Here is a 25,901-nt window from a genome sequence, read left to right on the forward strand (position 1 = left end):
GGGCTAGGCCTGCTCGTCTGACGGTATAATATTCTTGCTCATATTGATGCCTGTGACGCCAAACCCGCGCGTTTTATAGACATGCTGGGCACGGGCATTGTCACCGGCAACACGGAGTCTTATTTGGCTGAAATGCTGCTCCCGCAGATCCTGCTCTAATGCATGGAGTGCCTTTTTCCCCAAACCCTGCCCCTGACAGGCTGTGAATATATGGAAATCATAGATGAACACCGTCCGCATGATGGTATCCGGTTTGTACCAGAGATAACCCACCTGCTGTATAGCCTCACCGGCACCGACAACGATACTCAATAAAATATGCCCGGGGGTTTTCACGCCGGCGGGCAGGTACTCGGTAATTTCCTGCTTTGCTCGGGCAAGGGAATCGTCCCAGGAAAGCGCATAACTGGATGAAATTTCTTGCGCGTAATCCGGAATGAAATATTCCTGGTAACCAAGGTACTCATCTTCTGTCATTGGGCGGAATGTCACCATGGGGTTTCCTTAAGTTCGCAGACTGCCTTGCCGATATGTCGATACGCTCTGCACAGAACACCCCTCTGGAGCATGTCGGCTGGTCTGTATTATTTAACATGCCTGAGCCCGTGTCGGGCTGATGGCGATTTGAGTTAGCCATCGGACGGATGATCACGGCATGGAATCATAACGGGCCCTTACAGGGCCCATTATAATACAGACATCAGGGGATTATCTTCCCGTGGTTAACCATGCTGTTTTCGCGTCATGGAAAGAATAAACAGCACCGCTGAGGCCAGCACCACTGACGGGCCTGCTGGGGTATCATAGAGTGCTGAGAAAGCAAGCCCCCCAGTGACCGAAAGCATACCGAGAATGACGGCAATGCCTGCCATTTGCTCCGGGGTACGGGCAAAGCGACGCGCTGTGGCCGCCGGGATAATCAGTAAAGAGGTGATTATCAGAGCCCCGACGAACTTCATAGCCACACCAATTGTCAGTGCAGTAACCAGCATCAACAACATCTTGGTACGTTGTAAATTCACCCCGTCCACATGGGCAAGATCCGGGCTGATGGTCATGGCCAGGAGGTTACGCCACTGCCAGAATAAAACCCCACAGACGATGGCCACACCCAGGGCAATGGTGGCGATATCATCCAGGGTCACGGATAACAGATCACCAAACAAATACGCCATTAAATCCACACGGACATTGCCCATCAGGCTGACGACGACCAGGCCCAGGGAAAGGGCACTGTGGGCCATAATCCCCAGCAGGGTATCGATCGCCAAATGAGGACGACGTTCCAGCCACACCAGCCCCAGCGCCATCAGTAAGGTGACGACAATGACGGCATAAAAAGGGCTGACATTCAGCAACAGGCCAAAAGCGACACCTAACAGGGAAGCGTGGGCAAGGGTGTCACCAAAGTAGGACATGCGTCGCCAGACGACAAAGGATCCCAGTGGCCCGGCAGCACAGGCCAGCAAAATACCCGCCAGCCAGCCAGGGAGTAGCAGCTCAATCATGACTGCCCCTTTTCTTTACGTAAAATGATACGGCCCTGCAGATCGTGGCGGTGGTTATGGTGGTGACGATACACCGCCAGTTGCTCGGCGCCTATAGGTCCAAACATAGAGATAAATTCCGGATGGGTGGAGACCACTTCAGGGGTTCCTGAGCAACAAATATGGTGATTCAGGCAGAGCACGTCATCTGTTTTCGCCATCACTAAGTGCAGATCATGGGAAACCATCAATACTGCACAACCCAGCTCATGACGCAGTTTGTCAATAAGGTTGTACAGTGACAGTTGACCATTCACATCGACCCCCTGGGTTGGTTCATCCAGCACCAATAACTGAGGGTTATTGAGTAGTGCCCGCGCCAGCAAGACTCGCTGATTTTCACCGCCAGACAACTTTTGCATTGGGGCATCAATAAGGTGTGCGGCCTGAACACGTTGCAAAACAGGCAGAATATCCGCTTTTTTGACACCAGGGCGCAAACGCATAAAACGTTCAACGGTCAAGGGTAGGGTGATATCCAGGTGGAGCTTCTGGGGGACATAGCCAATACGCAGATTTTTATCACATTTAATGATGCCGGTACTGGGCTTCACCAGCCCCAGAACCACACGGACAAGGGTAGACTTACCCGCACCATTTGGACCCAGTAGTGTCATAATCCGTCCTGGGGCTAAGGCGAGAGAGATATTATTTAATACTCTCCGCTGCCCGAAGGAAACGGAAATATTTTCGAGCTCAACCAAATTTGCCATGAATGTATTAGGGGTTGCAGAAATCGTATAATGTTATAATATCACACTTCTTCCCGTTATCACGGTGGTAATTTGCATTATGTTACATAAAAAAACACTTCTTTGCGCAGCACTCTCTACGCTTCTGTGTGCCGCGCCGGTATTCACTGCTAATGCCGCCGTAGTCGCTTCCATTAAACCTCTGGGATTTATCGCTGCCGCCATTGCGGATGGGGTAACTGACACTGAGGTTTTGCTGCCTGATGGAGCATCAGAGCATGATTATGCACTGAAGCCATCAGACGTAAAACGCTTACAGGGCGCAGACTTAGTGGTTTGGGTTGGCCCGGATATGGAAGCGTTCATGCAAAAATCCGTTCGCCAGTTACCGGAACAAAAACAGCTGGAATTGTCGGCACTGGATACGGTAAAACCCCTGCTGATGAAAGGGAGCGATGAAGATGACCATGAAGACCATCATGGTCATGATCACAGTGAAAAAAGTGACGAAGATCATCACCATGGGGATTATAACCTGCACATATGGTTATCCCCGGAAGTTGCGCAACGGTCAGCAGTTGCAATCCATGACAAATTAGTGGAACTTATGCCGGAGCATCGAGAGAAACTTGATGCTAACCTGCGTGATTTTACGTCTGGCCTTGCCGACGCAGATAAACAAGTAGGTTCCGTGCTCGCACCGGTGAAAGGAAAAGGGTACTTTGTTTTTCATGATGCCTATGGCTATTTTGAGAAACACTATGGCCTGTCGCCCTTGGGGCATTTTACCGTTAATCCGGAGATCCAGCCCGGCGCGCAGCGTTTACATCAAATCAGAACAGAGTTGGTTGAGCATAAAGCCGTTTGCGTTTTTGCTGAGCCACAATTCAGGCCAGCGGTAATCCATGCCGTTGCTCAGGGAACGCCAGTGCGCACAGGCAGCTTGGACCCGTTGGGCATCGGGGTTGCGTTGGGTAAAGACAGCTATATGCAGTTTTTAGCCCAATTATCGGACCAGTATGTGAGCTGTCTGAAAGGAGATTAATGAGGAATTCATGACGTGCAACAGATAGCTCGCTCTGTCGCCAGGACATTTGATAATTTGTCACGACCCCACCGCGTTATGCTGGGGTCGCTCACTGTCCTTACACTTGCGGTCGCAGTATGGCGGCCAAGCATTTACCATCCTGCTTCTTCATCTGTCAGTAAGGTTATCGCGCTCGACAATACCCGTACTCTGCTACCTGAAGCCAGTGAGCCACTGGAACAAGCCCCCAATGCTGAAGATGACATCATTCCCCAGGATGAGTTAGACGATAAAACGGCAAATGAAGAGGGGGTGCATGAGTATGTTGTGTCTTCAGGAGATACGCTCAGTAGCATCCTTAATCAGTATGGTATTGAAATGGGGGCTATCAGCCAGATAGCCACGGTCGATAAAGACCTGCGTAACTTGAAAATAGGGCAGCAACTTTCCTGGACACTGAATGATGACGGCGATCTCCAGCGTCTGACTTGGGAAGTCTCAAGACGTGAAACCCGAACCTATGACCGCACCGGTAACAGCTTTAAACTGAGTACGGCGATTCAGCAAGGGGAGTGGGTAAACCGCGTGCTGAAAGGCACGGTTGGTGGCAGTTTCATTGCCAGCGCCCGTGACGCCGGGCTGACCAACACTGAAATTAATTCCGTGATTAAAGCCATGCAATGGCAGATGGACTTTCGTAAACTGAAGAAAGGCGATCTTTTCTCGGTCCTGCTGTCCCAGGAAATGCTCGACGGCAAGCGCGAGCAGAGTGAACTGGTTGGTGTCCGTCTGCGCAGCGATGGCAAAGATTATTACGCTATTCGTGCTGAAGACGGCAAATTTTATGACAATAACGGCGCAGGGCTGGCGAAAGGCTTTATGCGTTTTCCTACGACCAAGCAGTTCCGGGTCTCTTCTGGTTTTAACCCCCGCCGTCTGAATCCTGTCACAGGCCGTATTGCCCCGCATAAAGGTGTCGACTTTGCCATGCCCCAGGGGACACCCGTCATGGCCGTGGGTGATGGGGAAGTCGTGATGGCCAAGCACAGTGGCGCCGCAGGCTATTTGGTGGCGATTCGTCACGGTCGTTCGTATACCACACGTTATATGCATCTGAAGAAGTTGCTGGTAAAACCAGGACAGAAAGTAAAACGTGGCGACCATATTGCGCTGTCTGGCAATACGGGGCGATCTACCGGCCCGCATCTGCACTATGAGGTATGGATCAACCAGCAAGCAGTTAACCCGTTAACGGCTAAATTGCCACGCTCTGATGGGCTGACCGGTAGTGATCGTCGTAGTTACCTGGCCTTGGTTCGTGACGTGGTGCCTAAACTGACGCTTGATTAGCGCCTGACGTCAACCGATGCTGTACTGATAATCGCCATGTAAGGCGTATTCTTCTGGCCTGAGTTCGAAATTTTTTCGGCTCGGGCCATTTATTTTTGTACGCTGGCGTGGCCCCCGCTATTATAGAAACAATTTTTTCTCGCCTGTACATTGGCGACCTACTGGTATCCGCATGGAAAAAAATAAAAAAAATCACAGTGAGTTCATTCCTGAATTCAAGAAAGCCTTTTTACACCCTCGTTACTGGGGGGCCTGGCTAGGAGTGGGGACATTTGCCGCTCTGGCATTATTCCCCCCGAAGGTGCGGGATCCTTTCCTGGCTAAAATGGGGCGCCTGGCAGGGCGTCTGGCACGCAGCGCACGACGCCGGGCACAAATTAACCTGCTCTATTGCTTCCCTGAGCTGTCAGAAGCCCGGCGTGAAAAAATCATTGATGACATGTTCATGACGGCACCCCAGTCGATGGTCCTGATGGCGGAATTAGGGATGCGCTCCCCTGAAAAAATACTGGAACGTGTGGACTGGCATGGTAAAGCGCTGCTCGATGATCTCCAGGCCAGGGGGGAGAATGTAATTTTTCTGGTTCCCCATGGCTGGGCTGTGGATATTCCAGCGATGCTGATGGCATCCCAGGGACAGAAAATGGCGGCAATGTTTCATAACCAGGGCAACCAACTTTTTGACTATGCCTGGAACAGGGTACGCCGTCGTTTTGGCGGGCGGATGCATGCCCGTAATGATGGCATCAAGCCTTTTATCAGCTCTGTCCGTCAGGGTTACTGGGGCTACTATCTCCCGGATCAGGATCATGGCCCGGAACATAGCGAATTCGTCGACTTTTTTGCTACCTACAAAGCAACACTACCCGCTATCGGTCGTTTGATGAAGGTCTGCCGGGCACGAGTGGTTCCTCTGTTTCCTGTCTACAACGGCACCACGCACCGCCTTGATATTTATATTCGCCCCCCCATGGATGACCTGCTGGAGGCGGACGACAAACAGATTGCCCGTCGAATGAACGAAGAAGTGGAGCTGCTGGTTGGCCCGCACCCTGAGCAGTATACCTGGATACTGAAATTACTAAAAACACGTAAAGAAGGGGAAACGGAGCCTTACTTACGGGACGATTTATACCCCCGGAAATGATCCTGGCAGCATGAAAAAAGAGGGGAAAACGCAGACGTTTTCCCCTTTGCAAGGCATGAAACAAGGGAATGACCCCGGATTAACGAACGTTACTCAACACACAGAATTCGTGTCGTATTCGCCGTGCCGATAGCACCCATCACATCACCCTGAGTCACAATGACCAAATCCCCGGAAAGCAGATATCCTTTATCCCGCAGTAATATGACGGCTTCATTCGCCGCCGCCACCCCGTCAGTGCTGGATTCGCAACGTACAGGTGTCACCCCGCGATACAATGAGATAAGGTTCAGTGTGCTCTCATGACGCGACAGCCCAAAAATAGGCAGGCCAGAACTGATCCGTGACGTCATTAGCGCGGTACGGCCTGACTCCGTCATGGTAATGATGGCGGTGATCCCTTTCAGATGGTTTGCGGCATACATCGCTGACATGGCGATGGCTTCTTCCACATTATCAAACTCCACATCCAGACGGTGTTTGGAAACGTTGATACTGGGGATTTTTTCTGCGCCCATACAGACCCGAGCCATTGCTGCGACGGTTTCTGCCGGGTACTGGCCAGCTGCCGTTTCCGCCGAGAGCATCACTGCATCTGTACCATCCAGTACCGCATTGGCGACGTCCATCACCTCTGCCCGGGTTGGCATCGGGTTGGTTATCATTGATTCCATCATCTGCGTCGCGGTGATAACCGCACGGTTTAATTTACGCGCCCGACGAATCAGCGTTTTTTGGATACCGACCAGCTCCGGATCGCCTATCTCTACGCCTAAATCGCCACGGGCTACCATGACCACGTCAGAAGCGAGAATAATATCATCCATGGCTGCTTCACTGGCTACCGCTTCAGCCCGTTCCACTTTAGAAACAATTTTTGCGTTACAACCCGCTTCACGGGCCAGACGACGGGCATAGTTAAGATCTTCCCCGCAACGCGGGAATGAAACGGCCAGATAGTCCACACCAATTTTTGCTGCTACCAGAATGTCAGCTTTATCTTTTTCAGTCAGTGCTTCCGCAGAAAGTCCGCCACCAAGCTTATTGATGCCTTTGTTATTTGACAACGGTCCGCCGACAGTGACTTCGGTAAACACCTTCAGGTTCTGCACGTTCAGCACTTTTAACTGCACTCTACCGTCGTCAAGTAACAGGATATCACCCGGAACAACATCAGCAGGTAAACCTTTATAGTCAATACCGACCTTCTCTTTGTCTCCTTCACCTTTACCTAAATCCGCATCCAGCAGAAACTTGTCACCGACATTCAGGAAGACTTTACCTTCTTTAAAGGTAGAGACACGGATCTTAGGTCCTTGCAAGTCACCCAGAATCGCAACGTGACGCCCGAGTTTTGCAGCAATCTCACGCACTTTGTTGGCGCGCAGTTGGTGATCTTCAGGAGAACCATGAGAGAAATTCATACGTACCACATTAGCACCGGCGGCAATAACCTTTTCCAGGTTATTATCGCGATCGGTTGCCGGGCCTAAAGTAGTGACAATTTTGGTTCTGCGTAGCCGTCTGGACATGTATTACTCCGTTGACTGAAACAACTTTGGTGTTGTGTGAACAATGGCGCATGAAATCAGCGCGACAAGAAGTTGATGGAAATAAGCTAACCGAATGCGCAGCGAAGTTACAGTGTCATGATAAAATAATTCCCGTGAGTGGCATTGGCGCTCAGGGTTTATGATGGTTCGATGCGCATTTACGTCCTTCTGACGCGTTTGGGCTTAATGCTGTCCCCGGACGACGAAGTGAAATGGGACGCTGACATACCAACACGCATTGAGCCCGCCTGGTGAAGCACCACAAGTGGGTTTCCCGCGGAGTAAAAGCCAGAGCTTTCAGGTGACCGTAAACCATTACCTGAGGTTATCATTCCCTGGGCAGACCCCTTCGCCTGGCGCGCCCACTGTACTACAATATTACAGACGCAAATGACCGGGACATGAAAACCTGAGAATTGATCTTTTGCACCGGGCTCAGAGCCCCAAAAGGGTGAGTGACGGGAATTCAGGGGCAACTGCTGGCCTGTTTCTTTATAAAATTAGATCCCATTGGTTTTAATGATTTCAGAAAAAGGGGAAATCATCAGTCAGTTTCTTCAAAATGGTGATCAGGAACAGGGCCTCCCCCCGCGTGCTGACCTTAATGATGACAAAAATCGTTCAGGAAATTTTGCAAATATTGCGTTATAACCCACTGATAATGGGAAAATGCAGAATAAAATGCGCAAATACGGCGTAAAGGTTTACGTCAAATTGGCAAAAGAAGTACATTGCATGTCATTAAGTTATATGAATAGTCCGGTTGTCCATGCCCTGAGTAGGGGAATGTAAAAATCAACCGGAATGTCCGAAACGAGGAGACAAACATGGCGGTAACGCAAACAGCCCAGGCGTGCGACCTGGTTATATTCGGCGCAAAAGGCGACCTGGCTCGTCGTAAGTTGTTGCCATCGCTTTATCAGTTAGAAAAGGCCGGGCAGCTTCACCCAGATACCCGAATTTTAGGGGTGGGGCGTGCAGACTGGGATAAAGCGGCGTACACCGCAGTCGTGCGCGAAGCACTTGAAACCTTTATGAAAGAGGACATTAACGACAGTTTGTGGCAAACGCTCAGTGCGCGTCTTGATTTCTGTAATCTGGATGTGGAAGACACAGCAAGCTTCACTAAACTTGGCAAAATGTTGGATCAGACCAATCGTGTCACGATCAACTATTTTGCTATGCCGCCCAGCACCTTTGGGGCGATTTGCCGTGGTCTGGGTAAAGCCAAACTGAATGCTAAACCTGCCCGGGTTGTTATGGAAAAGCCACTGGGAACCTCGCTGGAGACTTCCCGCGAAATTAATGACCAGGTAGGCGAATTCTTTGAAGAGTGTCAGGTTTATCGTATTGACCACTACTTAGGTAAAGAAACGGTACTTAATCTGCTGGCACTGCGTTTCGCGAATGCACTGTTTGTCAATAACTGGGACAATCGCACGATTGACCATGTGGAAATCACCGTTGCAGAAGAAGTCGGTATCGAAGGGCGTTGGGGTTATTTCGATAAAGCGGGTCAGATGCGCGATATGATCCAAAACCACTTGCTGCAAATTCTGTGCATGATAGCCATGTCGCCGCCTTCCAATCTGAGTGCTGACAGTATTCGTGATGAAAAAGTGAAAGTGCTGCAATCTTTACGCCGTATTGACCGCACGAATGTGCGTGAGAAGACGGTTCGCGGGCAGTACACCGCAGGGTTTGCTCAGGGTAAAAAAGTACCGGGTTACCTTGAGGAAGAAGGCGCGAATAAAACCAGCACGACAGAGACATTTGTTTCTATTCGTGTGGATATTGATAACTGGCGTTGGGCTGGGGTTCCTTTCTATCTGCGTACTGGGAAGCGTCTGCCAACCAAATGTTCAGAAGTGGTGGTCTATTTCAAAAAACCGGCGCTCAATATCTTTAAAGATACCTGGCAGGAATTGCCAAAGAACAAGCTGACAATACGCTTGCAGCCTGATGAAGGGGTCGATATTCAGGTTCTGAACAAAGTGCCGGGTCTTGAGCACAAGCATAATCTCCAGATCACCAAACTGGACTTAAGCTACTCTGAAACCTTTAACGAGTCACATCTGGCGGATGCCTATGAGCGTCTGTTGCTGGAAACCATGCGCGGCATCCAGGCCCTGTTTGTACGCCGTGATGAAGTGGAAGAAGCCTGGAAATGGGTCGACTCCATTACTGATGCCTGGGAAACCGACTGTGATGGGGTCAAACCTTATCAGGCAGGAACTTGGGGGCCAGTAGCTTCTGTGGCGATGATCACCCGTGACGGCCATTCCTGGAGTGAATTTCAGTAATCCTGTGTGAACCACCGGTGACGATATGTCACCGGTGTCCCCCCGTCATGGGGCAGGTTAACGGCGTTGTTTTACCCCGCGATAACCTGAATTTTTGCTGCTCCGTCGATCGCGCAGGCTACGGCGTCTTCCACATCAGGTGCAGTTGCCAGTACCACGCCCATACGACGTTTACCTGTAATCTCGGGTTTGCCAAACAGGCGCAGTTGTAAGCCGCTTCCTAGGGCTGCAGCCAGATTAGTGTATGTCACGTTATTGCTTTCCAGTTGTGGCAGAATGACTGCCGACGCGGCAGGACCATACTGGCGAATATTGCCAATGGGCAAGCCAAGAAAGGCACGCACATGCAGGGCAAATTCTGACAAGTCTTGAGAAATCAGCGTCACCATACCGGTATCGTGGGGACGTGGGGATACTTCACTGAAAATAACGTCATCACCACAGACAAAAAGCTCGACACCGAACAGACCATACCCCCCCAAAGCCACAACGACTTTTTCAGCAATAGCTTTTGCATTGTTCAGGGCGATATCACTCATCTGCTGCGGCTGCCATGACTCACGGTAATCCCCATCTTCCTGACGATGGCCAATAGGAGCACAGAAATGTACCCCATCCACGGCACTGATCGTTAGCAGTGTGATTTCAAAGTCAAAATTGACGACACCTTCGACAATGACACGGCCCTGACCAGCACGCCCACCATGCTGGGCATAGGCCCAAGCCTCAGGGAGTTGCTCCGGGGTGCGAATCATGCTTTGTCCCTTACCGGATGAACTCATGACTGGCTTAACAATGCAAGGGTAGCCTGTCTCACTCACGGCCTGGCGGAATGAGGCTTCGGTGTCAGCAAAGTGATAGCGGGAAGTGGGGAGATGAAGTGTTTCTGCTGCCAGACGGCGAATACCTTCACGGTTCATGGTGAGTTGCGTGGCGCGGGCACAGGGCACAACATGCTGACCCAGGGCTTCAAGCTCCAGCAACGCATCAGTCGCAATCGCTTCAATCTCAGGAACGATAAAATGGGGTTTCTCAAGTGCGACCAGGGCCTTCAATGCCTCTCCGTCCAGCATATTGATGACATGGCTGCGATGAGCCACGTGCATGGCAGGTGCATCAGGGTATCTGTCGACGGCAATCACCTCGACCCCCAGACGCTGACATTCAATGGCGACTTCTTTACCCAGTTCTCCGGCACCCAACAACATAACACGTGTCGCTGCAGGACGCAGGGCAGTTCCTAAATTTGACATAGCGAATAGGCCTTATGAATAAAAAACTGTCGCAGTATAAACGAAAACGTTTGCGTTGAAATAAAATCCCCTTGAGGGAATAATATTTTTTTAATATACTGGACAAATAAACAGTTAAACGGGGCCGGGAAATGGCAGTTGAAATTAAATACATTGTTGTAAGAGAGGGGCAGGAAAAAATGGCCTTTACCAGTAAAAAAGATGCCGATGCTTACGACAAAATGCTGGATATGGCGGAAGTGCTCAGTACCTGGTTACAGCAAAGTCCTCCAGAAATGGATGATGACAAAAGAGAGATGCTGGCATTATGGATGGCGGAAAATAAAGACACGCTGGCCAGTATTATTAAAAACGGCAAATTACCCTCGGCGTCGAATAGCGAAGCCCCACTGACTGAAAATGTCAGTGATCATCCGGCGCGTAAAAAGAAGGATGCCGCATAACGGGGCTGTCCAGCCCAACTTCAGCAGGTGGCATCACACTATAATGCCACCGGCTGGTTAGGGCGTTTCCTGCTGCGATAAGTGATGATTCAGGGTCAAACGCAGATCAGGCGTGAGTGTTTTTATATTGTTCAGCATCCACCGTAAATAGCCCGGGTCCTGACGTGCAATATCGGCAATTGCTTTACCGCGGTATTTACCGAATGCCAGCTCGGTCACCAGTGCAGGACGCCCGGTCAGGGTAACCATGTCCTCAGCTGACCAGCCTGACTCTTCCATGATTCGCAACAGCAATGCGGCGGTAATGTAACAGTCGAACAGCGCCCTGTGGTGGTGTAAACCCGGGGGGGTATCAACCTGTAGTTTCAGGGACTTATATAACCCCATATTGCTGTATTTCATTCCCGGCCACAAGCGCCTTGCCAGCTTAACGGTACAAATCCACTCTCCGGAAAGCTCTGGCAACATGCGTCGGTCAAAGCTGGCATTATGTGCCACGTAGTAGTGGCTTCCCTGATAACGGGGGACAACGTCTTCAATCCAGGGTTTGTCAGCCACCATTTGTTCGGTAATTTTATGGATGGCCATCGCCTGGTGGCTAATCGGGCGATCCGGTCGAACCAGGTCACTCATTGGGTTGGTGATTTGGCCATTGATGATATCCACAGAGGCCACTTCCACTACCCCCCCTTGCAGGCCACAGGTTTCTGTATCAATAACTCGCAGCATTGTTGGTTCCTGTTTGGTGTCTTATGGCCAGAGGTGTCTGTCAGGCAATGAACAGGCTGGCCGTTCGAGGCAAAATAGTCAGCAATGGGGCTATTTCATTTTCGGCTCATAAGGCAGCTTTGAGAGTGTCACGGATATCGCACGGTGAACCCCTAATCGTTCCCTGAACCAGTCGCGCAGATGCTGGGGCTGTTCGCGTTCTACTATTTCGGCCACAACAGGCATATTGTAGCGCTCTTTAAACGCCACACCTGCCGCCGCTAAATCAACATTCACTTTTTCCATCTCATCAAAGGGGAGTTCCGCGAGATTATAGGTCATCATTTTCTCCTGCAAAATGCTGGGCAAAAGTTACTGCTTTCTCTTTGAGATAACAAGTTTTATACCCTTAAACAGAGGGTGTTATTCAGAATAACAGCAACAAAAAGAGATCCCACTGATGATAAACTGGATACAACGTAGCCTGTAATGTGGCAGTAATCGCCTTCATACTCGACTTGCTCACGTCACAACGTTATCCTCAGTGCCTCACCTGATAATAAAAAAGGAGTTGTAAATATGGCTATTTTTGCCAAACGCGTCGTTTCACTGGCCCTTTTTATCACTGCCCTGACGACGTCTTCAGCCGCCCTGGCACATGCGCACCTGAAAACCCACTCTCCAGCTTCTGACGCGGAAGTCAGCCCTGCACCGCAGGTTATCACCCTGGATTTTTCTGAAGGTATTGAACCCAATTTTAGTGGTATTAAGGTGACGGGGCCTGAACAGGTTGTTGTGAACGTTGGCAAAGCCCGGCGCAATGCTCAGGATGAAAAACAGCTAATAGTCCCTGTCGAAACCGCCTTACAACCAGGCCGTTACCTTGTGGAATGGCATGTTGTATCGGTCGATGGGCATAAGACTAAAGGTGATTATCAGTTCACCGTGAAATAATCATGGGGCTATTGGCGTGTTATATTGCGCTACGGTTTGTGCACTTTGCGGCGCTGATGGCTGTCTTTGGCTGTACTGTCTATAGTGTGTTGCTGGCCCCTGGCCGTTTAGGGGACATGTTAGCACTGCGTCTCGAGAAAGTCTGGCGGCCAGCCGTGTGGCTATCCTTTATCAGCGCCATTTTATTGTTTGGTGCCCAGGCAGGACTGATGGGGGACGGCTGGCCTGACACGGTCACACCTGAAATCTGGCGGGCTGTTCTGGGAACACAATTTGGTGCTGTCTGGTGCTGGCAGCTGATGCTGGCACTGGTCGCTTTAGGGTGTGTAGTGGTTAGCCCTCCAAAGATACAGGCTTTACTGCTAGCGCTGACATCATTCCAGATAATCCTGCTTGCCGGGGTAGGGCATGCGACCCTGCATGACGGCATCCTGGGGGCCATTCAGCGGGTAAATCACGCAGTCCACTTGCTAAGTGCCGCTTTTTGGGCGGGCGGATTAATTCCTTTACTGGCTTGCATGGGGATGGCGCATCAAGCCGTCTGGCGTCAGGAAGCGACAGGTACGATGATGTGCTTCTCACGTTATGGTCACCTGGCGGTGGCTGCCGTGATCCTGAGCGGTGTGGTGAATAGCCTGCTGATCGTTGGCTGGGTTTTCCCCCTCGGGAGCACTTATTTTCGCCTGTTGCTACTGAAAATCTTCCTGGTGGCGGTGATGGTATTCCTGGCGCTAATCAATCGTTACTGGCTAGTTCCACGGTTTAATCGTTCTGCGCTGGCACAACAGCGGTTTATTCAGTTTACCTGGCTGGAAATGTTACTATCAGTGGCGGTATTATTGATTGTGAGCCTGTTTGCCACCCAGGAACCATTCTGATAGTCATTAGGGTATACGAGAGAACGATGAAAAAGATAATTTTGACTTTAGCCCTGCTTGCCAGCACCAGTACGGCACTGGCTGCATCCAATGTCATTACGGTAAGCCGTTTTGAAATGGGAAAAGGGACATGGGCCTTCAATCGCGAAGAGGTGATGCTGACCTGTCGCACCGGCAATGCTTTATTTGTGATAAACCCGAGCACACTGATGCAGTATCCCCTTAATCAAGAGGCGGAACAGCAAGTGCTCAGTGGCAGAACCAGCGGGCAGCCTATCTCGGTTATCCTGATAGACTCACCCAAGCACCCGGGTGAGAAAATGAGTCTTGAGCCTTTTATTGAGCGAGCCCAGAAACTTTGTGATTAAGGCCTCATTATTTGGCATGATTTTGTGAAAACAGTAATTAAGTCAACGCACTGTTACTGTTTTCTCTGACGGTAAAATAAGACATAGTTTATTTTGTGTTATTTCCTGAGAAAACTGGAAAGTTGATATGACTCATCTATGCTTAAAAGCATGGTGAACGGTAATTTCCCTTAAACCTGCTTTTAGCGCATGGCTCATAAATGAGCCCTTTCCCACGACCGAATACAGGGCTCGTATTCGGTCTTTTTTTATCTTCATGTTTTTCAAAGTGTTATTTTAATTACAAGACGCAGGCGACCGCCCAGGATTTATTCTGTTTGTTTTCCGCCATAATATCTTCCCGGCAATGTGTCTTCAGCATCATCGCTGATTAATTCTTAACGTATCTTGTTCCAATAAAAATTGAGAACGTTTATCTCCCCACGTTTTTATACATCAATATACCCGGTTTATTCTGTTCCTTCATAGCGGAAGGCCCGGACTGAATATCGTTCTCGCATGGTTAATGCACAAGACAGTTAAAAAATACAGTTGCCGCAAGGGGGCCATCACCGGCCCTTATCAGAAGAGAAAAAAACAGCAATCACCCACCCCAACAGGCGAAATGCACAATAAACCAGCACAGCGACCGTGACTCCCAGGGATAAATCCCCACCTGGCAGGATTAGCGAAAAAATCAGAAAACACAACAGTGCGGTAACCAGCCCGATGCGATGACTTGCCCGGTGAATGCTTTTTTGCATGAGGGTTCCTTGTTGACTTATCCAGTGAAGAGCCCGGCAGTATAACAAACGTCAGGTTAAATATAATAAAGGGCCGTTGAAAAGCTCGCTTCTGGGCAAGGGGGCGATTACACTCTGACGCCTTCCCAGTACATCGTGCGATGATCTCTTAATACTGTATTTACTATGACAAAACATGTTTATGCCACCACTCAACACGCCAGGGAAAATAGCCTCAGGGGTGTGCTACGTTCACCACGACTGATACAACGGGAACTCCTCGCCGGGGTGATTACCGCCCTGGCACTGATCCCTGAAGTGATCTCTTTTTCAGTGATTGCCGGCGTGGACCCGAAAGTCAGCCTTATTGCATCCATTGTGCTCTGTTTTACCCTCTCGGTGTTGGGTGGGCGGCCTGCCATGGTGACGGCTGCCGCGGGGTCAGTTGCGCTGGTCATCGCCCCTATGGTTCAGCAGCATGGTGTGGGTTATATTCTGCCAGCGGTGGTGCTGGCGGGAGGTATTCAAATTCTGTTTGGTGTCACCGGGCTGGCGCGCATGATGCGGTACATTCCGCTCTCCGTGATGAACGGGTTTGTGAATGCCCTGGCTATCTTGATTTTTTTTGCCCAGCTGCCCCATGTCTGGGGAAAAGGACCATTAATCTGGGGATTACTGGTATTGACACTGGTCATCGTCTTACTGCTGCCAAGAGTACTTAAATCTATTCCTGCTCCGCTAGTGGCGGTCATTGTGATTACTGGCATCACGTTGCTTATGGGCTGGTCTGTACCGATGGTGAAGGATATTGGTGGCATGAAACCAGGGCTGCCTGGGATCACTGAATTACTGGTCCCCCTTAATTGGACCACGTTCCAGATTATCTGGCCCTGTGCTTTAAGCATTGCCTTTGTAGGGCTAATGGAGTCATTACTGACTGCCAAATTAGTCGATGCCATGACGGATACCCCATCAAATAAAGGGCGAGAGTGCTGGGGGCTGGGGGTGGCAAATATCTTTGCTGGTTTTTACGGGGGTATTGCCGGGTGTGCCATGATCGGCCAGACCATGGTTAACGTCGAACTGGGAAAAGGGCGTACACGACTTTCGACCCTGTCGGCGGTTATTGTACTGCTACTGCTAGTGACGGCGCTAAGTGAGGTGATGGCTCAAATACCTATGATAGTCCTGGCCGGGATCATGATGGTGGTGGCGGTGAAAACACTCAACTGGCACAACCTTTCTCCAACGATGTTACGGCGGATGCCCGTATCAGAAACGCTGGTGATGCTGGTGACTGTGGCGATAACGGTCTATACCGACAACCTGGCCCTGGGGGTTGTCGGGGGCGTAATTTTCGCTATTTTGCTGTTTGCCCGCCGTATCGCCCACGTGGTGAAGGCCCGGCGTCAGCTATCCCCCAGCGGGGACTGTGTGACCTATCAGGTAAGTGGCCCGCTATTTTTTGCCAGCAGTAACGATTTGGTTGAGCATTTCCATTATGCGGATGATCCATCACGGGTGATTATTGATCTGACCCTAGCCCAAATTTGGGATGCGTCGACAGTGGCAATACTCGACACGATAAGCATGCGATATCAGCGTTACCAGACAACGGTTGAGATCATCGGCCTTGATACACGCAGTACTGATTTTCATCAGCGACTGACTGGTAAATTATAATGGTTCTTTAAATCTTTACGTTTGAATGTTTTCCAGCCTTAAGGCTGTGCGGGTTTCGCTTTTTTCGCTGGTGGGTGGCCCGTCATCCCGGGTTGTCCGCCAGTAAAAAAGACCGCGACAGTATTAATCACCTGCCACGATGGTTTTTGCCAGCAGATATTAATATTTTTTGCTGGCAGAATGAAGATCCACCCATAAAGCGTGCGTATTAAACATTGTGGTTACATTTCTATTGCGCAAGCAGGTTAAACCTTTTAAATCTAATTAGCAGCCCAGAAAACGGGAGGATAAAAACGATTTAATTAATAATGGGATAGCCTATGAGCAGTGAATCTGCCCGCGCCAGTGTGGGGACTCCAACCCTTTTCCAGATGTTAAAAACTTTCCCGGCGACGGTGGTGATGTTGCTATTCTTTACCCTGGTTATTCGTTTCAGTTATTTTATGGCCTGGCCTTTTCTTGGCATCATCATGACCCGTGACTATCTCATGTCACCGATTACCATTGGCGTCGCGATGACTGGCAGTGCTGTACTGGCGGTAGTCCTGGGCATTTATGGGGGGAAAATCTCCGATAGTCTGGGACGGCGGGGTATCTTATCCCTCGGTTGTGCTTTTTCTTTTGTTGGTTATGCCTTACTGGCACTTGCCAGTAACATGGGGGTCTTTATAGCGGGGCTGCTGACGGTGGGGGTCTGTTTTGCCTGGGTCGATCCGCCCATGCGCGCATTAATGAGCGATTTACTCGGGGATAAACGCCGTCGAGCCCTTGCCCTGCAAATACGTTATTACTTGATTAACCTTGGTGCGGTGACCGGCCCCCTGGTGGGTATCGCCTGGGGATTAACATCCCAGAAAGGAACCTTTCTGATCACCGCGTTGAGTTATTTACCTTTCCTCATCTGGCTACTGCTGTTTTTACCTAAGGGCAGAGTATCCACGACGCAGCAGGATGCGGAGCCCGCTGTTCCTCTGCGTCAAGTGATGCTGATCATCGCACGGGATAAACTGTTTGTTGCGGCGTTGCTGTGCAGTATTTTATGCTCCATCGTCTTTGTGCATTATGAAGCTGTGGTGCCACTGTATTTAATGACTCTGGATGCACAAGCCGCCGTGCCGTTAATCACGCTGATTCTGGTGACCAATGCCAGCACCGTGCTGGTGGCACAAATTTTCTTAGTTCGCTGGCTGGCACCGATTGCACTGCCCCAGCGTATCTTACTCGGTAGTGCTATTTTTGCGATTGCCCAGCTGGGCTTTTTCTCGATAGGGAATACTGACCCGGTATTATGGTTCAGCGTCACGGTGGTATTCAGTGTCGGGGAAGCGATTCTGATGCCCAATCTCAATATTTTGCTGGATCAGCTCGCACCGGCAGAGCATCGAGGGGCCTATATGGGGGCTTCATCGCTCCAGACTCTGGGAATTGCCATTGGTCCTTTAATTGGTGGTGTACTGCTGACCTTAACTGGCTCAGGCGTATTTATGGGGACACTCTTTTTCAGCGTACTGCTGGCGACAATTATCTTTTTAGCGCGTGCTGGTATTCAGCAACGTCTTCAATAAGGATTATGCAAGGAACAAGTTATGCTTACTCAGGCACCAACCCTGGAAACGGCGCGTTTAGTATTACGCCATCTAACGCTCAATGATTTTGATTCGTTGGCAGCCTCTTGGGCGAACGCTGAAACGGTAAAATATATGGGGGGAACACCCCATGATCCTGAGGTTAGCTGGGGCCGTCTGCTACGGTATATTGGTCACTGGCAGGTGATGGGGTATGGCTATTGGGCCATATGTGAAAAAGAGAGTGGGCAGTTTGTCGGCACCATAGGGCTACAGGACCAAAAGCGGAATATCACACCAGCGCTTGAGTACCAGGAAGCAGGCTGGGTTTTGTTGCCTGCTGCCTGTGGGAAGGGCTATGCCAGTGAAGCATTAACCGCAGTTCTGGAATGGTCAGACTCGACTTTCGGGGCGCCAGTCTGTTGCATTATTGATGATGATAACGTGCCCTCCATCCATCTGGCGGAAAAAATGGGATTTCAGTTCATACACTATGCGGACTACCATAATAAAGCTGTCCGTATGATGGTTCGTCCGCCCGTAGTCTGAACCGTGATCCTTCACGCTTCTTTTGGCACTCCCGCCAGGCGCTGGATCTTAAAAGTCCGCAAATTCCTGAGCCGGTAGCCAAAAGTTGTCATGTACTTCGTCCAGAGGATAACAGCCACCGCGGCGAATGCGTTGTTCTTCCATCACCGCCAGGCACTGTTCCTCAGTGGGGAGGATTTCAACGATATAATCGTTGCAACCCCCCTGCAGATAACAAACAAAAATAACCAAGGCAAACATTATCATCCCTCTGTTGCTGGGGTAAGACGCAGAAAATGACGACCAGCCGTGGTGTCTACCTTTAGCCTGGTCGCAACCGCGTGGATTACAAGCAAAAAAGAATAATTTTTTAAACCGGCATCACAGAGCTAAATAATTTTCCGTCACGAACCAGTTCGCGGGGATAGCTATTTTTAAGCCGGGAGCCTATTTTCCGGGCCAGACCCAGTGGCTGTTCCTGGAAGGTCACAATCACCTCATCCCGGGGGATGGGGGTGTCGGGATAAATATCCTGGCCGCGATACCAGCTCTCGGCTTCTGTGGCGCTGAGTGGGAAGCACAATGGGCCAACACCTGGTGCCAGTGCAATCACCGCCTCATGTTGCCAGCGGAAACCTTTATTATGCTGTTCAGCCAGTTTTAATCCTGTCCGTGAGAAACGCACCGCCGTAAGCAGGGGGACTATCTCCTTGGGAAACAACCAGATTTCTTTATCCCGTTGCCATAGCGTAAGGTTGTCGCCAAACTGCAAGCCTGACTGTGTTGCTGCATTCTTCAGCTGCTGCACCTGGGCACCGTTCAGCGGAGTGAACGGGAATTTCCCCAGTTTATAACTGGGTTTGGGCAACGGCGTCACTGAAGCGGTTTTACGTAATCTGGCAACAAAAAAACCTTCACAGTCATACGCCTGTGGGAAGACATGTAAAAAACCTTCAGGTGTCAGAGCCTTTTCTGCTTCAGGAAAAAGTGCGCCCAGGGGGACTATCTCTACCGCGTCGGGGTATTGTTGCTGTAACCACAAACAGACGTGCTGATTTTCAGCCGGGTTCAGGGTGCAGGTTGAGTAGATCAGGGTGCCACCAGGACGCAGGGCGTGAAACGCACTATCGATTAATTCCCTTTGGGTTTGGGCGATGGTTTGGGTACTTTCCAGTGACCAGTTACGCAGTGCGTCAGGATCTTTGCGTACCACGCCTTCACCTGAACAAGGCGCGTCGAGTAGCACCGCATCAAAACTTTCTGGCACCGCAGCACCAAATACCCGGCCGTCAAAGTGGGTCAGAGCAACGTTACTGATACCGCAACGGCTGATATTTGCGTGCAGGACTTTGACCCGGCTGGCGGAATACTCATTTGCCAGAATTGCACCTTGATTACCCATCCGTGCCGCAATTTGTGTCGTTTTAGAACCGGGAGCAGCAGCCATGTCCATTACGCGCAGGGGGATATCTTGCTCACTGAATAGCGCGCTTACTGGCAGCATGGAGCTGGCTTCCTGAATGTAGAACAAACCGCTCAAATGCTCGGCAGTACTCCCCAATGGCAGGATTTCGTCGTCACGTTCAATCCAGAAACCTTCTGCACACCAGGGAACCGGCGTCAGATGCCAGCCATAGGGGGCAACCAGAGTAAGAAAATCACTGACAGAAATTTTGAGTGTATTGACGCGTAAACTGCGCCGCAATGGGCGGCGACAGGCAGCAATAAAACTCTCCAGAGTCAGGGGAGCGGGCATAGCCTCGCTGATCATATCTAGAAAAGGTTGTGGTAAATAAGCAGAACTGGACTGAGCCATAAAAGCGCCCCCGGAAAGAATAAGGGGCGCAGTTTAGCACAAGCCTGGTGCATCACGCAGCCTGGCTTGAGTTAACGGGGCAGGGCGGCGCCCCACTCACGCCAGTCTTTGGGTTCATTTTGCTCCAGCAGGAAGTGTTTTCCTGCTCTGGCTTTAGGGGCGAGCGGGGTACCTGGTGGTGTGGCAAAGGCTATCCCGCCACGAATAAACTGATTAAAGGTGCCAGTTTTCACCACGCCGCCAATCAGGCCGAAATCAAGAGTGTAACCCGATGCCATCCAGAAGACAGAGCTGTCACGCACCAGATGCTGATAACGGGTACTGATTCGCAGGTTTACCAATACCCGGTCAGAGAGGTCACCCAGTTTCATACCCGTGACAATGCCCACCTCAATACCCCGGAACAGTACCGGTGTACCAATATTCAAGGAACCCGCCTCAGGAACTTCCAGCACCACACTCAGGCCATCCGCATAGCGAGAGTCACTGATGGTGGCAGCCTGCAGTTCAAAATCACGCTGTGCACTGCCCTGGCCGGGTTCAACATTGATATAAGGCTGAATAATGGTATCGAGATTCTCGACACCAGCGGCAGAAATCTGCGGCGTCACCACGGAAAAACGGGTACCTGCTTTTGCAAAGGTGGTCACATATTCCGGGTACAGCACCCCTTTGGCGACCACTTCTTTACGGGTGGCGGACAGATCCATTGATTCCAGTTGGCCGATATTAATACCCAGATAACGAATAGGCATCCCCACGGAAAGCTTACCTGCGTCAAACGTCCGCAACAGGATTTGACTCCCTACTGCTCGGGCGGCTGTTTCAGACGCGAACAGGATGCGTTTTCCCCCTTTAACAGCGCCTTCACCCACCCCTTTGATATTGTCAAAGCTAATGGCACCTTTTAAGGCTCGGGATAAGGGAACTGCCTGAACACTCAGGCCACTGCCATTGATTTGTACCTTCGCGCCGCCCTCGGCCCAAAAGACACTCCCGGGGGTCAATAAATGGCGATATTCAGGTTTTATATGAACATTTATCTCGAAATTGTCAGCCAGTGGGCGGACGTTGGTAATCTTGCCCACCTCAAACTTGCGGTACAGAACGACCGAACCGTTCTGAATATCCGGCAGGCTAGTGGCGATAAGCGTCAGTGTGGTTGTGGGCTGTGGTGTGAGGCTATTTTCACGTGCTTTGTCCAGATTAGCGAACAGAGGATAGTTTGACTTGACCACTCCCTTGTCACCGGGAAGAACACGAATGCCTCCCGATAACCATTCACTGGCGCTGGCCCCCAGCATTTCAACACCGTCGACCCCCACTTTTAAATCAAACCGGCTATTCACCACGAACTTGCTGTCCCCCTGAATCAGGGATCGATACTCAGGCGCGATAGCGATAGCAAAACTTACCCCTTGTCCTGACAGGGTGCGCTCAGTCACTTGCCCCACTTGTACGCCATGCAAAATAACTGGCTGACCGACATCAATACCGTAGCTTTCAGGGGCATTAAGTGTCAGTGTCAGTACGTCCGGTTGTTGTAATGGACTCTGGGCGCTGGGTAACACGGTAAAATGCTGCTGTGGCTCACCCTCACCGGGTATTAACTCCAGGGTATTACCGGTAAGCAGGCGGCTGATACTCGGATTATTTAATGAAATTTTGGGCTGTTGTAAAATTATCTTAGTCCCGCTGCGCATTAAATCCACCACGCCCGGGTCGACGACCACATCCCCGGTAACGGAACTGTCAGGATTCAGCGTCATTCGTGTCAGGGAGCCCACCTCCAGTCCCTGGTACATCAGTTTAGTTGACCCGGCACGAAGGCCATTTCCCCCGGGCAGGGTCAGGGTAATATTGACACCGCGCTGGCTATGAGCAAGGTCTTCAAATAGGGTAAAATTCGCATTACTGCTGGCTTGCTGGCCATTATCAGGGGAATCAAAAGCGATGGCGCCATTCACCAGGGCCGCCAGACTCTCAAGCTGAACCTGGGCTCCGCTCAGGCTCACATCAGCCTTCACCCCGGAAACATTCCAGAAGCGACTACTGGATTTGACAAGACTGGCAAAGCGACGGTCAATTAAAACGTCAATATTCACCCCTTGTTTGCTGTTGTCGATTTCATAATCATAGACCCGCCCGACGGGAATCTTCCGGTAATAAACCAGTGAGCCGCTATTCAGAGATCCAAGATCCGGCGCCGTGAGGTGAATCAAAAGCTCACCGTTATCCAGGCGATATTTGGGCTGCGTATCCAGGGCTGTAAAGTGATTCTGAGGTTCGCCTTCCCCAGGCATCATACCGATATAGTTACCGCCAACCAGTGCATCAAGCCCTGAAACACCGGCCAAAGAGGCCTTCGGCGTCACCAGCCAGAACTGGGTATCCTGGCGGAGTGCATCTTTCATATCGTTTTTGATACTGACTTTCACTTCAATTTTTCGTAAATCGTCATCCAGGCTGATACTTTTTACCATTCCCACTTCCACCCCCTGATAACGTACAGGAGTTCTGCCCGCAACAATACCGTTCGCGGAAGTGAAGTCGATGGTTACCGTCCCGCCGTTTTCTTGATAGGTGGTCCACATTAACCAGCCACCAATGAGCAAGGCAATAAAGGGCAGCAGCCAAAATGGTGAGATTCGGCGTTTGGTTTTAATCCGTGCTTCTTTCACAGAAGCGGGGGTTTCCTGAGGCATGTACATCCCAAAGCAGTCGACTGTCCAGCCATTCGACAGCAAGCAGAGTTAATATCACCGCTGCACCAAAATAAACGGCAGCAGGTCCCATCGTGAAAGCGAGTAATAAGTCACGATTAATCAATGACATCATTAATGCAATAACAAACAAATCCAGCATCGACCAGCGACCGATCCAAGTGACAAAGCGTAATAGCTTCATCCGCGTCTTTAACCCTGGACCACAGTTTAAATGAATACTGAGTAACAGCGTAACCAGAACAATAATTTTCGTAAATGGTACTAAAATACTGGCAACAAATACGATGGCGGCAATGGCAATATTGGTATTAGCCAGGGTGATGATACCAGAGATAATGGTGTCCTCCTGACGTGTGCCATTGACGTAAAGAATCGAGATAGGCAGCAGATTAGCAGGCAGCAAAAAAATAAAAGAGGCAATCAGTGCCGCCCAGGTCTTTTGCAAACTTAATGGGCGTCGCACTGGTAAGGGGGAGTGGCAGCGTGAACAGCGGCCCCGATCGTCCGGTACTGTGGTGAAGTGGCAGCCGAGACACACACGTAATTGCGAGGCATTTGCCTGGCAACGTCGACGTGGATAAAAACGCCGCCAGAGCTGCTCAACATTAAGATGAATCAGCGTGAGTAAGCTCAATATCACCAAAGCGGAGAAGGCAATAAGACCATATCCAGGCGTGATGAAGGCATAATCGCTGACTTTAATGGAAGCGACACCAATCCCTACCAGATAAATATCGAGCATTACCCACTCTTTGAGACGGTTAAGCATCAACAGTACCGGGCGCAAGTTCATGCCTAAAATATTCCCCAGCCAGAGATAGGCAATGGCGCATACCAGGATTAATGGTGCTCCTATCAGGCAAAACATGACCATTCCGGCAGTAATGGTGTTTCCTTCAATGGCCATCTGCCAAATCCCTTGCCATAAGCTGGCATCAATGCGGGAGCCCAGCATATAGATACTTAACAAGGGCTCTGTAAAGGCGACGGGCATCAGTAGCAGCATAGCAATCGCCATGGCTCCCAGACGGGTTAACGACCAGTCCCGTCCATTACGCACCCGGGCATCACAGCGGGGGCAATAGGCATTTTGCCTTGCAGTCACAGGGGGAAGCAGATACAACTCATCGCATTCAGGGCAGCGTTGATAGCATGTCGATGGCAATATTTGTCTAACGTTCTTTATTTTCATCTGTTGTCATCCCCATCAAGCTGCGATAGGTTTTATTTATCCCATCGGATATTTTTTATAAAATGATACACCTTGTCGTGTGGCGCATATAATGCTTAATTGAGTGGGTGCCACAATTATTGTTGATATGAAAATGGTTGAGTAATGAGTAAAGAGCAATTCTACGCGGATTTACACCGTGATTTTAGTGCATTGATGACCGGTGAAACCAGCGTTCTGGCTGTCCTGGCGAATACCAGTGCTTTGCTGTTTGAACGTCTGGAAGAGGTCAACTGGGCAGGTTTTTATCTTCTTGACGGCAGTTCACTGGTGCTTGGGCCTTTTCAGGGCAAAATAGCTTGTGTACGCATTCCTGTCGGCAAAGGTGTGTGTGGAACAGCCATCGCCACCGGATCGATACAGCGCGTTGAGGATGTCCATGCATTTGACGGGCATATTGCTTGTGATGCTGCCAGTAATTCAGAGATTGTTCTGCCAGTCACGGCGGGGGGACAGATTATTGGAGTGCTGGATATTGACAGTACTCAGTACGGTCGGTTTACCGAAGAGGACGAAAATGGCCTCAAAGCGCTTGTCGGACGGCTGTCAGAAGTACTGAATAGCACCGATTTTAAAAAAATCGTCTCCTTATAGCATGATAAACAACGGATCACGTGGCATTTAGCGAGAGCGTCATTATAATGTGGCCTGTTCATGCCTGCGCTAATTGGCAATTCCGGTGTAATCAGGAAATTTCATGGAAAATCAACCTAAGTTGAATAGCAGCAAAGAAGTTATCGCTTTTCTGGCCGAGCGTTTCCCGCTCTGTTTTAGTGCCGAAGGCGAAGCACGTCCTTTAAAGATAGGTATCTTTCAGGATTTGGTAGCCCGTGTTGACGGTGAATTGAGCCTCAGTAAAACGCAGCTGCGCTCCGCATTGCGTCTTTACACTTCAAGCTGGCGCTATTTACATGGTATCAAAGCGGGGGCAATTCGCGTTGACCTCGATGGTCAGGCTTGCGGTGAGCTGGATGAACAGCATGTTGAACATGCACGTGCCCAGCTTGAAGAAGCGAAAGCACGTGTTCAGGCGAAACGTGCTGAACAGCAAGCGAAAAAACGTGAGGCAGCCGCTGCCGCAGGGGTAACAGAAGAAGCCCCGCGTCGTAAACGTAAACCTCAGCCCGCGCCGGCACGTCGTCAGGAAGGTACTGAGCGTAAAGCGCGTGCAGATAGACCAAGTCGCAAACCAGCAGAAAAGACCGCCGATAAAGTCGTGCGTGAAGAGACGCTCACCCCGGTGACTGATCTATCAGTACTACAGGTTGGACAGACAATTAAAGTCAAAGCGGGTAACAACGCAATGGGCGCAACTGTTCTGGAAATTACCAAAGATGGCGTCCGTGTACAGCTGACTTCTGGTATGGCAATGATCGTACGCGCAGAACACTTACAGTTCTGAAACGG

At 50.4% G+C, this 25,901-nt stretch carries 25 protein-coding genes; 13 read left to right on the top strand and 12 right to left on the bottom strand.

Annotated elements, in window-relative coordinates:
- Positions 1–3: 3 nt before the first annotated feature.
- From JK154_RS01670 to znuC, 3 genes are all read right to left on the bottom strand, one after another.
- A complete protein-coding gene (locus JK154_RS01670) occupies positions 4–495 on the bottom strand; it encodes a GNAT family N-acetyltransferase (RefSeq protein WP_211990738.1) in 492 nt (163 codons plus the stop codon).
- 227 nt (positions 496–722) lie between these two features.
- Positions 723–1,508: a zinc ABC transporter permease subunit ZnuB gene (znuB, locus tag JK154_RS01675; RefSeq protein WP_211990739.1), complete on the bottom strand. Its 786-nt coding sequence runs from the start codon at positions 1,506–1,508 to the stop codon at positions 723–725.
- The gene (gene znuC, locus JK154_RS01680; protein ID WP_211990740.1) at positions 1,505–2,260 is read right to left on the bottom strand and encodes a zinc ABC transporter ATP-binding protein ZnuC; all 756 of its coding nucleotides are present in this window, start codon (positions 2,258–2,260) and stop codon (positions 1,505–1,507) included. The genes znuB and znuC overlap by 4 nt, the downstream gene beginning before the upstream one ends.
- Before the next feature lie 79 nt (positions 2,261–2,339).
- On the opposite strand from znuC, the gene znuA reads away from it, so the two are divergent.
- The 3 genes from znuA to lpxM all read left to right on the top strand — a co-directional run bounded on the left by znuA (position 2,340) and on the right by lpxM (position 5,763).
- Positions 2,340–3,284, top strand: coding sequence for a zinc ABC transporter substrate-binding protein ZnuA (gene znuA / locus JK154_RS01685; protein WP_211990741.1), 945 nt, complete (start codon positions 2,340–2,342; stop codon positions 3,282–3,284).
- 15 nt (positions 3,285–3,299) lie between these two features.
- A complete protein-coding gene (gene mepM, locus JK154_RS01690) occupies positions 3,300–4,616 on the top strand; it encodes a murein DD-endopeptidase MepM (protein ID WP_211990742.1) in 1,317 nt (438 codons plus the stop codon).
- Positions 4,617–4,788: 172 nt separating this feature from the next.
- On the top strand, positions 4,789–5,763 hold the full coding sequence (gene lpxM / locus JK154_RS01695) for a lauroyl-Kdo(2)-lipid IV(A) myristoyltransferase (RefSeq protein WP_211990743.1): 975 nt from the start codon (positions 4,789–4,791) through the stop codon (positions 5,761–5,763).
- Positions 5,764–5,852: 89 nt separating this feature from the next.
- Here the strand turns inward: lpxM and pyk are convergent, their stop codons facing one another.
- Positions 5,853–7,295 (bottom strand): pyruvate kinase, encoded by a 1,443-nt coding sequence (gene pyk / locus JK154_RS01700; protein ID WP_211990744.1) that lies wholly within the window; start codon positions 7,293–7,295, stop codon positions 5,853–5,855.
- An 848-nt stretch (positions 7,296–8,143) separates the two neighbouring features.
- On the opposite strand from pyk, the gene zwf reads away from it, so the two are divergent.
- On the top strand, positions 8,144–9,619 hold the full coding sequence (gene zwf, locus JK154_RS01705) for a glucose-6-phosphate dehydrogenase (RefSeq protein ID WP_211990745.1): 1,476 nt from the start codon (positions 8,144–8,146) through the stop codon (positions 9,617–9,619).
- Positions 9,620–9,690: 71 nt separating this feature from the next.
- Here zwf and purT read toward each other — a convergent pair whose 3' ends face one another.
- The gene (purT, locus tag JK154_RS01710) at positions 9,691–10,872 is read right to left on the bottom strand and encodes a formate-dependent phosphoribosylglycinamide formyltransferase (protein WP_211990746.1); all 1,182 of its coding nucleotides are present in this window, start codon (positions 10,870–10,872) and stop codon (positions 9,691–9,693) included.
- Between the two features lie 131 nt (positions 10,873–11,003).
- Between purT and JK154_RS01715 the strand changes: the two genes are divergently transcribed.
- On the top strand, positions 11,004–11,315 hold the full coding sequence (locus tag JK154_RS01715; protein ID WP_211990747.1) for a YebG family protein: 312 nt from the start codon (positions 11,004–11,006) through the stop codon (positions 11,313–11,315).
- A gap of 57 nt (positions 11,316–11,372) precedes the next feature.
- Here JK154_RS01715 and exoX read toward each other — a convergent pair whose 3' ends face one another.
- Positions 11,373–12,044, bottom strand: a complete 672-nt coding sequence (gene exoX, locus JK154_RS01720) for an exodeoxyribonuclease X (RefSeq protein WP_211990748.1) — start codon at positions 12,042–12,044, stop codon at positions 11,373–11,375.
- 90 nt (positions 12,045–12,134) lie between these two features.
- Positions 12,135–12,365, bottom strand: coding sequence for a DNA polymerase III subunit theta (locus JK154_RS01725; RefSeq protein WP_211990937.1), 231 nt, complete (start codon positions 12,363–12,365; stop codon positions 12,135–12,137).
- 237 nt (positions 12,366–12,602) lie between these two features.
- On the opposite strand from JK154_RS01725, the gene yobA reads away from it, so the two are divergent.
- Genes yobA through JK154_RS01740 form a run of 3 tightly spaced genes read left to right on the top strand, consistent with a single transcriptional unit; the run spans position 12,603 to position 14,223 of the window.
- The gene (gene yobA / locus JK154_RS01730; RefSeq protein WP_211990749.1) at positions 12,603–12,977 is read left to right on the top strand and encodes a CopC domain-containing protein YobA; all 375 of its coding nucleotides are present in this window, start codon (positions 12,603–12,605) and stop codon (positions 12,975–12,977) included.
- A 2-nt stretch (positions 12,978–12,979) separates the two neighbouring features.
- The gene (gene copD, locus JK154_RS01735) at positions 12,980–13,855 is read left to right on the top strand and encodes a copper homeostasis membrane protein CopD (protein ID WP_211990750.1); all 876 of its coding nucleotides are present in this window, start codon (positions 12,980–12,982) and stop codon (positions 13,853–13,855) included.
- 26 nt (positions 13,856–13,881) lie between these two features.
- A complete protein-coding gene (locus JK154_RS01740) occupies positions 13,882–14,223 on the top strand; it encodes a YebY family protein (protein ID WP_211990751.1) in 342 nt (113 codons plus the stop codon).
- 548 nt (positions 14,224–14,771) lie between these two features.
- On the opposite strand, the gene JK154_RS01745 is transcribed toward JK154_RS01740, so the two are convergent.
- Entirely contained in the window at positions 14,772–14,966 is a 195-nt protein-coding gene (locus JK154_RS01745) for a hypothetical protein (RefSeq protein ID WP_211990752.1), read from the bottom strand.
- Positions 14,967–15,131: 165 nt separating this feature from the next.
- Between JK154_RS01745 and JK154_RS01750 the strand changes: the two genes are divergently transcribed.
- The 3 genes from JK154_RS01750 (at position 15,132) to JK154_RS01760 (ending at position 18,742) form a co-directional block, all read left to right on the top strand.
- Positions 15,132–16,628 (top strand): SulP family inorganic anion transporter, encoded by a 1,497-nt coding sequence (locus tag JK154_RS01750; protein ID WP_211990753.1) that lies wholly within the window; start codon positions 15,132–15,134, stop codon positions 16,626–16,628.
- A 320-nt stretch (positions 16,629–16,948) separates the two neighbouring features.
- A complete protein-coding gene (locus tag JK154_RS01755) occupies positions 16,949–18,193 on the top strand; it encodes an MFS transporter (RefSeq protein WP_211990754.1) in 1,245 nt (414 codons plus the stop codon).
- 21 nt (positions 18,194–18,214) lie between these two features.
- Positions 18,215–18,742, top strand: coding sequence for a GNAT family N-acetyltransferase (locus JK154_RS01760; RefSeq protein WP_211990755.1), 528 nt, complete (start codon positions 18,215–18,217; stop codon positions 18,740–18,742).
- 48 nt (positions 18,743–18,790) lie between these two features.
- Here JK154_RS01760 and JK154_RS01765 read toward each other — a convergent pair whose 3' ends face one another.
- From JK154_RS01765 to yebS, 4 genes are all read right to left on the bottom strand, one after another.
- Positions 18,791–18,982 (bottom strand): YebW family protein, encoded by a 192-nt coding sequence (locus tag JK154_RS01765; protein ID WP_211990756.1) that lies wholly within the window; start codon positions 18,980–18,982, stop codon positions 18,791–18,793.
- Positions 18,983–19,091: 109 nt separating this feature from the next.
- Positions 19,092–20,537, bottom strand: a complete 1,446-nt coding sequence (rsmF, locus tag JK154_RS01770) for a 16S rRNA (cytosine(1407)-C(5))-methyltransferase RsmF (RefSeq protein ID WP_211990757.1) — start codon at positions 20,535–20,537, stop codon at positions 19,092–19,094.
- A 71-nt stretch (positions 20,538–20,608) separates the two neighbouring features.
- Positions 20,609–23,242: a PqiB family protein gene (locus JK154_RS01775; RefSeq protein ID WP_211990758.1), complete on the bottom strand. Its 2,634-nt coding sequence runs from the start codon at positions 23,240–23,242 to the stop codon at positions 20,609–20,611.
- A complete protein-coding gene (yebS, locus tag JK154_RS01780) occupies positions 23,199–24,455 on the bottom strand; it encodes a membrane integrity lipid transport subunit YebS (protein ID WP_211990759.1) in 1,257 nt (418 codons plus the stop codon). The genes JK154_RS01775 and yebS overlap by 44 nt, the downstream gene beginning before the upstream one ends.
- A 144-nt stretch (positions 24,456–24,599) precedes the next feature.
- Between yebS and JK154_RS01785 the strand changes: the two genes are divergently transcribed.
- Both JK154_RS01785 and proQ read left to right on the top strand, forming a co-directional pair.
- Positions 24,600–25,088 (top strand): GAF domain-containing protein, encoded by a 489-nt coding sequence (locus JK154_RS01785; RefSeq protein WP_211990760.1) that lies wholly within the window; start codon positions 24,600–24,602, stop codon positions 25,086–25,088.
- Between the two features lie 103 nt (positions 25,089–25,191).
- The gene (gene proQ / locus JK154_RS01790; protein WP_211990761.1) at positions 25,192–25,896 is read left to right on the top strand and encodes an RNA chaperone ProQ; all 705 of its coding nucleotides are present in this window, start codon (positions 25,192–25,194) and stop codon (positions 25,894–25,896) included.
- Positions 25,897–25,901: the final 5 nt, after the last annotated feature.

Source organism: Citrobacter sp. JGM124 (assembly GCF_018257795.1).
Taxonomy (GTDB): domain Bacteria; phylum Pseudomonadota; class Gammaproteobacteria; order Enterobacterales; family Enterobacteriaceae; genus JGM124.